At 65.0% G+C, this 11921-nt stretch carries 11 protein-coding genes and 1 tRNA gene; 4 read left to right on the forward strand and 8 right to left on the reverse strand.

Annotated elements, in window-relative coordinates; translation table 11 throughout:
• Positions 1 to 51: 51 nt before the first annotated feature.
• The 3 genes from RBT42_RS08955 to nirB are packed head-to-tail and all read right to left on the reverse strand — an operon-like array spanning position 52 to position 4358.
• Positions 52 to 1377 carry a nitrate- and nitrite sensing domain-containing protein gene (locus tag RBT42_RS08955; RefSeq protein WP_320364266.1) on the reverse strand — a complete coding sequence of 442 codons (1326 nt, stop codon included), beginning with the start codon at positions 1375 to 1377 and terminating at the stop codon, positions 52 to 54.
• 49 nt (positions 1378 to 1426) lie between these two features.
• Positions 1427 to 1804: a nitrite reductase small subunit NirD gene (gene nirD / locus RBT42_RS08960; RefSeq protein ID WP_320364268.1), complete on the reverse strand. Its 378-nt coding sequence runs from the start codon at positions 1802 to 1804 to the stop codon at positions 1427 to 1429.
• A gap of 25 nt (positions 1805 to 1829) precedes the next feature.
• On the reverse strand, positions 1830 to 4358 hold the full coding sequence (gene nirB, locus RBT42_RS08965; RefSeq protein WP_320364270.1) for a nitrite reductase large subunit NirB: 2529 nt from the start codon (positions 4356 to 4358) through the stop codon (positions 1830 to 1832).
• Between the two features lie 218 nt (positions 4359 to 4576).
• Here nirB and leuE point away from each other — a divergent pair, with 218 nt between their 5' ends.
• Positions 4577 to 5230, forward strand: coding sequence for a leucine efflux protein LeuE (leuE, locus tag RBT42_RS08970; protein WP_320364388.1), 654 nt, complete (start codon positions 4577 to 4579; stop codon positions 5228 to 5230).
• 56 nt (positions 5231 to 5286) lie between these two features.
• On the opposite strand, the gene RBT42_RS08975 is transcribed toward leuE, so the two are convergent.
• The 5 genes from RBT42_RS08975 to RBT42_RS08995 all read right to left on the reverse strand — a co-directional run bounded on the left by RBT42_RS08975 (position 5287) and on the right by RBT42_RS08995 (position 9216).
• A tRNA-Ser gene (locus RBT42_RS08975) sits at positions 5287 to 5376 on the reverse strand.
• 37 nt (positions 5377 to 5413) lie between these two features.
• Positions 5414 to 6559 (reverse strand): branched-chain amino acid ABC transporter substrate-binding protein, encoded by a 1146-nt coding sequence (locus RBT42_RS08980; protein WP_413785877.1) that lies wholly within the window; start codon positions 6557 to 6559, stop codon positions 5414 to 5416.
• Positions 6560 to 6612: 53 nt separating this feature from the next.
• Positions 6613 to 7161 (reverse strand): hypothetical protein, encoded by a 549-nt coding sequence (locus RBT42_RS08985; RefSeq protein WP_320364272.1) that lies wholly within the window; start codon positions 7159 to 7161, stop codon positions 6613 to 6615.
• Positions 7158 to 7592, reverse strand: coding sequence for a DNA polymerase III subunit chi (locus RBT42_RS08990; RefSeq protein WP_320364274.1), 435 nt, complete (start codon positions 7590 to 7592; stop codon positions 7158 to 7160). Before RBT42_RS08990 ends, RBT42_RS08985 begins: the two co-directional genes overlap by 4 nt.
• Before the next feature lie 19 nt (positions 7593 to 7611).
• A complete protein-coding gene (locus RBT42_RS08995) occupies positions 7612 to 9216 on the reverse strand; it encodes a leucyl aminopeptidase (RefSeq protein WP_320364276.1) in 1605 nt (534 codons plus the stop codon).
• A 43-nt stretch (positions 9217 to 9259) separates the two neighbouring features.
• Between RBT42_RS08995 and lptF the strand changes: the two genes are divergently transcribed.
• From lptF to RBT42_RS09010, 3 genes are read left to right on the forward strand one after another with little or no spacing between them, the layout of a single operon-like run.
• On the forward strand, positions 9260 to 10375 hold the full coding sequence (gene lptF, locus RBT42_RS09000; protein WP_320364278.1) for an LPS export ABC transporter permease LptF: 1116 nt from the start codon (positions 9260 to 9262) through the stop codon (positions 10373 to 10375).
• Positions 10375 to 11529: an LPS export ABC transporter permease LptG gene (gene lptG / locus RBT42_RS09005; RefSeq protein ID WP_320364281.1), complete on the forward strand. Its 1155-nt coding sequence runs from the start codon at positions 10375 to 10377 to the stop codon at positions 11527 to 11529. The genes lptF and lptG overlap by 1 nt, the downstream gene beginning before the upstream one ends.
• Positions 11530 to 11535: 6 nt before the next feature.
• A complete protein-coding gene (locus RBT42_RS09010) occupies positions 11536 to 11919 on the forward strand; it encodes a CbiX/SirB N-terminal domain-containing protein (protein ID WP_320364283.1) in 384 nt (127 codons plus the stop codon).
• The last annotated feature ends 2 nt before the right edge of the window (positions 11920 to 11921 follow it).

Below are 11921 nucleotides of genomic sequence, written 5' to 3' on the forward strand. Positions count from 1 at the left end.
CCGCGTGCGGGGGCCGGGCCCCGCGACACCGCCAAACTGGTGCGTAGCCGATCAGTTTTGGTGCGTATCGGGGCGAGGCCCGAAGACCAGATCGGGCAGGGCCAGTGCAGCCTCGGCCACATCCACGAGTTTGCGGTTGTGGTCCATGGAGGTTTTCTGCAAGGCGCGGAAGGCTGCGTCCTCGGTCAGGCCCATGCGCGCCATCAGCGCCCCTTTGGCGCGCTCGATGAGCTTGCGCTCGTGCAGCGCGCGCCGTGCCGTCTCCAGCTCGGCCTCCATGCTGGCGAGGCGAGCTGTTTGCGCTTGCAGCAGGTCCTCCAAGGAGGAGACCTTGGCGGCATCGGGACCGGCGCTGGGTGTGGGTTCGCCTGCGCTGTCAGGACCGGATCCCAACACCGGCACCGCATCGGGATACTCGGCGGTGTTGAAGAAGCGGCTGACGGCGTGGGTGTGCGGCGGCGGGTTGTCGCGCAGCTGCCTGAGCAGCCCCTCGGAGTCCCGCAGATCCTGCTGGGTGGCCTCAAGCTGGGCGGCACAGGCTTGCCGCAGGCTTTCGACGAGCTCAACCTCGCACTGCCACAGCGCGGCAATGCGCACGCTCGCAGCCTCGAACCAGCTGTCGCTCAGGCGAGCGTCGAGCACGGTGCCGTGGCGGGCGGTGCACAAGGAGCGACGCAGGCGCTCCAGCATGGCCACGTTGGGCGTCAGCTGATGCTGGTGCCACAGGGCTTGGAGGGCAGGCTGCGCAAAATCTTCGAACACCTTGAGGCTGTGTTCCTGGGCCTCGATGAGCTTGACGATGCGCAGTTGCTGCGCCTCGCTACAGGCACCCGAGGCGAAGAGTGCGGCGCCCACGGCACGCTCCTGCCCGGCCGCCTCCTTGCCCTGGATCAGGTGAACCAAGGCCACCAACTGGCGTGAGATGCCCGGATGGGGCGCCGCGTCGGCCAGTTGGTAGACCAGCTCAACGAGGCCGGCGATCACGCGGCTGTACGCCGCCACGGCTTCGTGTGCAGTCGGGATGCGCTGATCAATTTGCAGGCGCAGCGCGGCCAGGGCCCGCAGGTCCAGCAGCACCCAGGCCATCAGGGACAGCGCTCGTGCGGTGGCGCCTTGTGTGAGCAGACCTTGCTCGTGGAACAGGGTGAGCAAGCTGGCTTCAATGGGGCGAACTGCCGCGAGTGCCGCCTGCCGTTCAGCCTGAAACCGCTGCCCGCCTGACGCGAGGTAAATGCTGGTGGCGCCACGTTCGCGCTGCAAGGCATCGATCAGCTGCCCAACCACCCCGGCGAGCTCGACCCGCTCGGCCAGATGCCGCACGGTATCGAGCTCCAGTTGTTTGGCACGCAGAACGAGGTGAGAAGCGGAAAGGGTCATGAGCGAGCAAAAGGTTCTGGAAAACGAGCGCGGCAGGAAGACTCGGCGCTCAGGCCAAGGCCACCCTCACCTGCCCTTCCTGGATGCTGACACGGTGAGCCTGCACCGAGTATGCGGGGGACTCCAGGCATTCGCCGCTGCTCAGCTCGATATGCTGTTTGTACAACGGTGAGGCGACGACGATGCGCCCGCCCAGGCTGCCGATCAGACCCCGTGACAGCACGCTGGCACCGGTTTTGGGGTCGACATTGTCAATGGCATAAAACTGGTCTTCCCCCACACGGAAGACCGCGACGTGGCGCCCTGCCACCAAGGCGCACACGCCGGTGTTGGGCACAATGTCATCCACCGCGCACACGGGGATCCACGACTCCGATCGGGTCGAGGCGTCCGTGGCGGGGGTGAAACTCAAGATGGCTGCGTTCATGTTCTGCTCCTTCCGATGACGGGGCTCAGGCGGTGATCTCGTCGGTCTGCATGGCGTGCTCTTCGGGTCGGGCCGGACGGATCTGGCCGCGCTCCTTGACGAAGACAATGCGTTCGTCCTTGGCATCGCTGTTGACGAAGGAGCGGAAGCGCTTGCGCACTTCGGGATTGGTGACCGCCGTCTTCCATTCGCATTGGTAGGTGTCGACCACGTTCTGCATCTGGGCTTCCAGCTCGGCCCCCAGGCCCAGGCTGTCGTTCAGGATCACGTCCTTGAGGTAGTCCAGGCCGCCTTCCAGGTTGTCACGCCAGGTGCTGGTGCGCTGCAGGCGGTCGGCGGTGCGCACATAGAACATCAACACGCGGTCGATCATGCGCACCAGATCGGCCTTGCTCAGATCGGACGCCAGCAGCTCGGCGTGGCGCGGCTTCATGCCACCGTTGCCACACACGTAGAGGTTCCAGCCCTTTTCGGTGGCAATCACACCGATGTCCTTACCCTGCGCTTCGGCGCACTCACGCGTGCAGCCCGAGACGCCGAACTTGATCTTGTGCGGAGCGCGCAAGCCCTTGTAACGGTTCTCCAGCTCGACGGCCAGACCCACGCTGTCACCCACACCGTAGCGGCACCAGGTCGATCCCACGCAGCTCTTGACCGTGCGCAGGGACTTGCCATAGGCGTGGCCCGACTCGAAGCCGGCGGCGATCAACTCCTCCCAGATCAGGGGCAGTTGCTCCACGCGCGCGCCAAACATGTCCACCCGTGCCCCCCCGGTGACCTTGGTGTACAGGCCGTACTTCTTGGCGATCTGGCCCACCGCGATGAGGCCGTCAGGCGTGACCTCGCCACCGGGCATGCGTGGAACGACCGAATAGCTGCCGTCTTTCTGGATGTTGCCCAGGTAATAGTCGTTGCTGTCCTGCAGGCTGGCCAGGTCCTTCTTCAGGACGAAGTCGTTCCAGACCGAGGCGAGGATGTTGGCCGCCGTGGGCTTGCAGATGTCGCAGCCCAGGCCTTGGCCGTGCTTGGCCAACAGGTCGTCAAAGGTGCGGATGCTGCCCACGCGGATCAGGTGGTAGAGCTCCTGGCGTGAGTAGGCGAAGTGCTCGCAGACGTGGTTGTTGACCGCCATGCCCCGCTTGCTCATCTCGGCCTTCATCACCTGCGTGACGAGGGGCACGCAGCCGCCACAGGTGGCCCCCGCCTTGGTGCAGGCCTTCAGGTCGGCGATGGTGGTCACGCCCTCCCCCACGGCTGCACAGATCTGTCCCTTGCTGACGCTGTTGCATGAGCAGATCTGGGCCGTGTCGGGCAAGGCATCTACGCCCAGGCCCGGCTTGGCCTGCCCATCGCTGGACGGCAGGATCAGGAACTCGGGCTTGTCAGGCAGCGCGATGCCGTTGAGGGCCATCTGCAGCAAGGTGCCGTATTCATCGGCATTGCCGACCAGCACGGCACCCAGCAGCTTCTTGCCATCGGCGCTGACGACGATCTTCTTGTAGACCTGATGGATGTCGTCGTTGTAGTGAAAGCTGCGGCTGTACGGCGTCTTGCCATGCGCGTCGCCAATGCTGGCCACGTCCACGCCCATCAGCTTGAGCTTGGTGCTCATGTCGGCACCGGTGAATGCAGCCTGTTCGTCGCCCGCGATGTGTTTGGCCGCCACGCGGGCCATGTCATATCCGGGTGCCACCAGGCCGAAGGTTTGTTCGCTCCACGAGGCACACTCGCCAATGGCGTAGACGTTGTGATCGCTGGTGCGGCAATGGTCGTCGATGACCACGCCGCCGCGCGGACCGATGGCCAGCACACATTGGCGGGCCAGCTCGTCGCGCGGGCGAATGCCAGCCGAAAACACGATCATGTCGGTCTCATGGTAGCTGCCGTCTTCAAAGACCATGCGATGGCGGTGCTCGGCCCCATCCACGATTTTCACCGTGCTGCGGCTGGTGAGCACGTTCACGCCCAGGGCCTCGATCTTGTGGCGCAGGATACGGCCCCCTCCCTCGTCCACCTGCACGGCCATCAGGCGCGGCGCGAACTCGACCACATGGGTTTGCAGGCCCATGTCACGCAGAGCTTTGGCGCATTCCAGGCCCAACAGGCCCCCGCCCACCACCACACCGGTGCGGGACTTGGCGCCCGCCACCTGCATGGCTTTCAGGTCTTCGATGGTGCGGTAGACGAAGCACTTGTCGCGGTCGCGCCCAGGGATGGGCGGCACGAACGGCGTGGAGCCGGTGGCCAGCACCAGCTTGTCGTAAGGCAGCACCTCGCCGTCAGCGGTGGTGACGGTGCGGTCGCGGCGTTCGATGGCCACGGCGCGAGCAGCCAGACGCAGCGTGAAGCCAGTGCGCTCGAAAAAGCCGGGCTCGACCACGGACAGGTCTTCGGCCGACTTGCCGGCGAAGAATTCAGAGAGGTGCACCCGGTCATAGGCCGGGCGAGGCTCTTCGCACAACACGGTGACTTCGGCGTTCTGCAGGCCCGCCTCAGACAGGCTTTCCAGAAACTTGTGTCCCACCATGCCGTGGCCAACGACGACGATTTTCATATGCACTCCTGCGACGCTTGAAAGACAGTGGATAGACAGCTCGGCTGCCAACTTGGGTTCCTTGCATCCAGGGGATGCCCGCCGCCGTCAGCGGAAACCACGTCTGTGCATCAAGCCTCATCACCTGCGCGCACGGGCAAGAATGAGCAAAACGCATGCCATCGGATTCGCCCGGTGGTGCACGGTATCGGTGCAAGTGGGTGCGATTACCATGTGGCATGGTCTACGGCATCACTGATCTCACCACTTTCGTCATCGGCACCATCGTCATCGTGCTCTTGCCCGGACCGAACTCCCTGTATGTCATGACGGTCGCGTCGCAACAGGGCCTGGGGGCAGGCTACCGAGGGGCGCTGGGCATTTTCACGGGGGACCTGATCCTGATGACCCTGGCCGCCACGGGCGTGGCCTCGCTGTTTCAGGCTCATCCGGCCCTGTTTGTGGGCCTGAAGTACGCGGGGGCGGCCTACCTGGGGTTTCTGGGCTGGGGGTTGTTGCGCGCCGGACTCGCTCGGTGGCGCGCCCCGGTCACCAGCAACGTGGCGTCGACACCGGCCTCATCGGCACCAGGGCAGCCCTTCCGGGTGGCATTGTTCATCAGCCTCATGAACCCGAAGGCCATCTTGTTCTTCGTGTCCTTCTTCATCCAGTTCGTCTCGCCCACCTACCCTCATCCCTGGCTGTCTTTCCTGGTGTTGGGTGTGATCGTTCAGGCGTGCAGCATGGTGTACCTGTCGGCCCTGATCCTGGGAGGCAGTTATCTGGCCGAGGTCTTCCGTCGCCGCAGCAAGCTGGCCGCGCTGTGCACTGGCAGCGTCGGGGGGCTGTTCATCGGGTTTGGCGTCAGATTGGCGGGCGCCGGGCTCGGGTAAGAAGCCGCAGCGCCAAATAAAAACCCCAAGTGACGGGATCACTTGGGGTCATGTTTTGGCGGAGAGGGCGGGATTCGAACCCGCGGTGGGGATTAACCCACACACGCTTTCCAGGCGTGCGACTTAAACCGCTCATCCACCTCTCCGAAGCCCTCAACTATAGCAAGTTTTTGGCTCACGGATTCAGTTCACCGCGACTTTCTTGCCATCTTTGTAGACGTACAGCGTCAAGGCCGGGTTCTTCAGGTCGCCTTGCGGCTCAAACACCACCTTGGCGGTCACACCCTGGTACTGGGTGGCGGCCAGCTTGGGCCCATACACCTTCGGGTCGACCGAGTTGGCGCGCTTCATGGCGTCGACCAGCACCATCGTCGCGTCATAGGTGTAGGGCGAATACACCTGGAACTGCATGGGGAACTTGGCTTCGTAGCGCGCACGCCAGTCCTTGCCATTGGGCATCTTGTCAATGGCCGCCCCACCGACCGCGCACACCACGTTGTTCAAGGTGCGCGCGCCGCTGGCCAGGTCCTTCAACTTGTCCGTGCAGATGCCGTCGCCCCCGAACAGGTAGGCCTTGCTCAAGCCCAACTGCTGCATCTGCCGCAGCATGGGGCCGGCTTGCGGGTCCATGCCACCGAAGAAGATGCCATCGGGCTTGCGACTCTTGATGGACGTCAGGATGGCCATGAAGTCCACGGCCTTGTCATTGGTGTATTGCTGGCTGACGACCTCGATGCCCAGGCTCTTGGCCGTCTTGGCAAACACGTCGGCAACGCCCTTGCCGTAGGCGGTGCGGTCGTCAATGACCGCGACTTTCTTGACCTTCAGCACCTGGGCCGCGTACTGTGCCAGGCCCGCGCCAAGGGCATTGTCATTGGCCAGCAGGCGGTACACGTTCTTGTAGCCCAGCTGGGTCAGCTCGGGGTTCGTGGCCGAAGGCGTCACCATCGGCAAGCCGCACTGGCTGTACACCTTGGCCGCCGGAATGGTGGTGCCCGAGTTCAGGTGGCCGACCACGCCGTTGACCTTGGCATCGCACAGCTTTTGTGCCGCGGCGGTGCCCTGCTTCGGGTCGGCGGCATCGTCTTCGGCAACCAGCTCGAAGCGCACCTTCTTGCCGGCAATCGTGACGCCTTGCGCATTGAGCTCTTCCACCGCCATGCGGGCGCCGTTTTCGTTGTCACGCCCGTAGTGCGCCTGGGGGCCTGACACCGGCCCTACGTGACCGATGCGCACCACCGTTTGCGCCTGTGCCGCATGCGACACCACTGCTGCCATCACGGCAGACACTGCCAGAACCGAACAACCCACCTTGGGGAAACACGCCATGGAGAACTCCTGAAAAAGGAAACAACCGTCAGACGAACACGACTCCGAACACTTCAGCGCGGGCGCAACTTGGCGAGCTCCTGCGCCACCGAACGCGTCACGACATCGCGCATCGTGAGGCTCAGCTCATCGCGCATGTCGCGGATCAGGGCCTCGGTGTGACGCGCCAGAATGGGGGTCAGGGCCTCCCGCAGCCGGAACTCCAGCATGCTGTCAACGCGACGCTGCACATCCACCATCACGCGCTGGACGATCTGCTCGTGGGACAACTCGGGCGTCTTCACCGGCATGGAAGCCACGACCTCAGACGTCAGCACGGGCTCACTGAGCAAAGGCACATCGCTCAGGTCCAGCGGTGCCTGGCCAAACTCCGATGTGGGCACCTCCCCCTCCTGGTGGGGCGGCAAGACCAGGGTCTTGAGGGGCACCCAGTCCTGAGTGCCCGCCTTCTCCGGCAGATTGCGGGTCACGATCATGTGCGGCGCTTCATCTGCCACAGCTGGTGGGGACACGGGGGCCGCCTCGGTGTCCAGATGAATGGGCTCGATGACCTCGGTCAAGGTCGGCACATGCGGCAGATGGGGGCGATCAGTCTCGTTCATTCTTTGACCTCGTGAGGGTTCACCTGCCAGCCCTTGGCAGCATAAGATTTCCAGCGCAGGCGGCCTTGCTGGCGGTCGTTGGCCTCGTTGGAGACGATCTCAAACAGGCGCGCAAAACGCTCACAGCCAGGTGGCAGCGTCTGCCCGATGTTGACCAGCACGCCCCGCTCACCGGGCGCCGTGACCGGATCGGCCGTCAGCCAGATGGGCGTGCTGTGCTGACGCACCGGCACCGATCCTTCGGACTGGGCCAGCACATGCGGCACGAACTCGCGGTCGTCAAACACCCAGAGCTGGCGATCGAGCGCCTTCAGCGCCGCCGCATCGCCGGTCACCACCACCTGGGCGCCCGCGCGGTAGGCCTTGCGCAACAGACGGCAGGCATAAGCCAGCTTGTCGGAGACGCCGTGGTGAAACTCGACGATGCTCATGTCCGCCCGACCCCGATGCTCAAGCGCGACCCGCCGCAGGACGGCGCGCCGACTTGACCGCGACCTTCTTGACCGCTGGCCGGGTCACCGCCTTGGTGGCTGCCTGCTTCGAGGCCACTTTCTTGGCGGGCTTGGCCGGCAAAGGCTGAATGGCCGCCGGGCCTGCGCTGGCCTGATTCAGGATGAATTGCGTCAACAGCCCGACCGGACGACCCGTGCCGCCCTTGGCCGCGCCCGACTTCCAGGCCGAGCCGGCGATGTCCAGGTGGGCCCAGCGGTAGGCCTGGGTGAACTTGCTCAGGAAGACGGCGGCCGTGATCGCCCCGCCCTCACGCCCGCCCACATTACCCAGATCGGCAAAGTTGCTCTTGAGCGACTCGCCATACTCTTCGTCCAGCGGCATGCGCCAGGCGGTGTCCAAGGCTTCCTGGCCTGCACCCAACAGGGCTTGGGCCAGTTCGTCGTCGGCCGAGAACAGACCACTGTGCTGATGGCCCAGGGCGATCACGCAAGCGCCTGTCAGGGTGGCGATGTCCACCACGGCGGCCGGCTTGAAGCGCTCGGCATAGGTCAGCGCATCGCACAGGATCAGACGGCCCTCGGCATCGGTGTTGAGCACCTCGATGGTCTGGCCCGACATGCTGGTAACCACGTCACCGGGCTTGGTGGCGGTGCCGCTGGGCATGTTCTCGCAGGTGGGAATCAGGCCCACCAGGTTGACCTTGGGCTGCAGTGCGGCAATTGTACGGAAGGTGCCCAGCACGCTGGCCGCGCCGCCCATGTCGTACTTCATCTCGTCCATGCCAGCGCCCGGCTTGAGCGAGATGCCACCCGTGTCAAACGTGATGCCCTTGCCCACCAGCACCAGCGGGGCCTGCGAAGCGGCCGCCCCCTGGTAGCGCAACACGATGAACTTGGGCGGCTGGGCCGAGCCGTTGGTCACCGAGAGGAAAGAGCCCATCTTGAGCTTTTCCAGCGCGGGGCGCTCCAGCACCTCGACCTTGAGGTGCTTGTGGGCCTTGGCCAGCTGACGCGCCTCGTGCGCCAAGTGCGACGGCGTGCAGTAGTTGGCCGGCAGATTACCCAACTCGCGCGCCAGGGTCACGCCCTGGGCCAGCGCTTCGCCGCGTGTCAGGCCTTGCTTGACGGCGGCCAGTTCGGCGTCGGCACACAGCAGGGACGCTTTCTTGAGCGCACCCGCCTTGGGCGCGCTGGGCTTGGTGTGGCGGAACACATAGGTGGCGTCGGCCGCGGCCAGCGCCAGTGCCTGGGCGTGCGGCGCGGTCAGGACAAAGCCTTGTGCCACAGTCACGGCGGTGTGGGCTGCACCCAGGTCCTTGAGCGCCGCCAGCCCCTTGGCCACGGCAGCCTTGAAGGCCTTGGGCTCGGCGTTGGCGGCGGCGCTCAACACCAGGCGCGACGCTTTCACGCCCGCAGGCCGGTGCACGTACAGCGTTTTGCCGGCTTTGAGGGCGAAGTCTTGCGCCTTCACGGCGTCGTCAACCAAGCGGTCGAGGGCGGCGTCGCCCGTGCGGGCCAAATCGGGGGTGAGCACCACCACCAGAGCGTCGGCATTCACCTGAGACAAAGCGGGCCCTTGGGCCGAGATAGCGCGGAAGTCCATGCTGTGCAAGTCCATAATGGACAGTTGAAAACAGATCCGAACAATGTTATTCGATTCCTCCGTACGCCGAGAACTCTGGCGCAGCTTTATCGGCACCCTGGTCGTGCTGCTCACCGTGGTGCTGACCATGTTGCTCATCCGCATCCTGAGTCAGGCCACGAAGGGCGCTTTTGCGCCTGCCGACCTGAGCCTGGTGCTGAGCTACACCCTCATCGGCCAGTTGCCCGTCATGGTGGCCCTGGCCTTGTTCGTGGCCGTGGTCACCGTGCTCAGCCGGCTGTGGCGCGACAGCGAGATGGTCGTCTGGCAGGTCAGTGGGGCCAGCCAGTTTGCCTTCATCAAGCCGCTGCTGAAAATGGCCTGGCCGGCCATCGTGCTGGTGGCCCTGTGCACCCTGGTGGCCCGCCCCTGGGCCCAGAACCAGACCGAGGTGCTCAAACAGCGCTACGAACAGCGCTCCGACATGGCGCGGGTGGCGCCCGGCCAGTTCCAGACCTCGGCCGACGGCAAGCGCGTTTTCTTCATTGACAGCCACAGCGACGGCCAGGAAACCGCCCGCAACGTCTTCATGGTGATGACGGACAAAGGCCAGGAGTCGGTGGTCACGGCGCGCGAGGGCCTGCTGCAGCTCGACCAGGGCCTGCGCTATCTGGTGCTGAGCCAGGGTGAGCGCACCCAGACCGACCTCACCACGGGTGAGAAGACGCTCTCCCACTTCGGCACCGCCCGCATTGCGGTCGGTGACGCGCCCAATGTGGCGCTCAAGGTGCCCGAGCCCCGCAGCATGTCCACGCTGGACCTGCTGTCGATCCCCACACGCCAGGCGCAGGCTGAACTCATCTGGCGGCTGGGCCTGGTCTGGGCCACCTTCAACATGGTGCTGGCCGGGCTAAGCCTGGCGGCGGGCAATGCCCGGCGTAACAGCAGCTGGAATCTGGTGTATGCCCTGCTGGTGTTCGTGGTGTATTTCAACCTGCTGAGCCTGAGCCAGTCCTGGGTAAGCAAGGGCAAGCTGGACTGGATCGCGGGCTTGCTGCTCATCCATGGTGGCTTGACCCTGGGCGCCTTGTTCATGATCTGGTGGCGTGACGGGGCCGTGCTGCCTGGGCGCCATGTGTCCCGGCGCGCCTTGCCCGCCACCCACGCGGAGGGCGTGTGATGCACACCGTTCGCAAGCTCATTTACAACTCGGTCATCAAGCACGTGTTCGGCGTGACGCTGGCCTTTTCGGCGCTGTTCTTCTTCATCGATTTCGTCGATGAGATCCGCAAGTACAGCGCGACCGACTCGCTGATCACCTGCCTGTACATGCAGGGGCAGCATTTTTATGACATCTTCCCGATCGGCCTGCTGATTGGCGCGATTCTGGCGCTGGCCGGCATGGCCCGCACCAGCGAGTTCACCATCTTGCGCACGGGGGGCCTCGGCCCAGGACGCGCACTGAGCCTGCTGGGCGTGCTGGGGCTGTCGGCCGCCGTGCTGATGGTGGTGGTGGGCAACTCGGTCGTGCCCTGGGCTGAGCAGCAGTTGACCCTGCACAAGGCCCAGATCGGGCAGCGCGGCCTGCTGAAAGCCGGCGGCACGGGCACCTGGTTGCGCGAGCGTCGGGAAGCGCCGGGCGATGCGTCTCGCACCATCACGGTCAACGTGGGCTCGGCTGTCAGCGACGTGGAGTTTGGCGCGGTGCGCATTTTCGAGTTCGATGGGCAAGGCCGACTGCAGCGCCGCCTGTTCGCCCAGGAAGCGCGCATTCAGCCGCTGGGCAGTGAGGCCGCGGCACAAGGCTCCATCTGGCAGCTCAAGGGCGTGCAGGAAACCGTCTGGCTGTCGCATGAGCGGCAGATTGACGAGCAGGCCGTGCGCACCGGGGCGCGTTTGGTGCGGGAGTCGCAACTGGCCTCGCTCGACTGGCAGAGCAGCCTGACGCCCCTGGTGGTGTCGGCCTCGGTGCTGCCACCCGAAACCATGTCCACCTTCGCCCTGTGGCGCTACACCGAGCACCTGGCCAGCAATGCCCAGGCGGCCCAGCGCTACGAGATCGAATTCTGGAAGAAGAGCTTCTACCCCCTGGTGTGCCTGGTGATGGTGGCGCTGGCCCTGCCCTACGCCTACCTGCACGCGCGCAGCGGCGGCATGAGCCTGAAAATCTTCGGCGGGGTGATGGTGGGCATCAGCTTTGTGCTGGCCAACCACATTTCCAACCATCTGGGCCTGCTGAACAACTGGGAGCCCTGGCTGGCGGCTGCGGCCCCGAGCGTGCTCTACCTCCTGCTGTCCATGAGCGCCTTTGCGTGGCTCGTTCGCTACCGTTGATCTCTTATGAACAAAGACGGCATCTTGTTGTTTGCCCATGGCGCCCGTGACCCGGCCTGGGCCCTGCCCTTCGAGGCGACCGAGCGCGCCTTGCATGCCCGTGCACAGGCGCAAGGCACCGAAGTGACCCTGGCCTTTCTGGAGTTCATGAGCCCCACCCTGCCGGAGGCCGGCGCGCAACTGGCTGCGCGGGGCTGCACGCACGTGACCGTGGTGCCGCTCTTCCTGGGGGCCGGCGGACATGTGCGCAAAGACCTGCCGCGGCTGATGGCCGAGCTGGCCGAACACCACCCTCAGGTCCAATGGCGCCTGAGTGCCGCCGTGGGCGAAACCGACATCCTGATCCAGGCCCTGTCGGAAGCCGCCTGGTCATTGGCCCATTCCGCCTGAAG

It is taken from the genome of Aquabacterium sp. (assembly GCF_034003525.1).
Lineage (GTDB): Bacteria > Pseudomonadota > Gammaproteobacteria > Burkholderiales > Burkholderiaceae_C > Aquabacterium.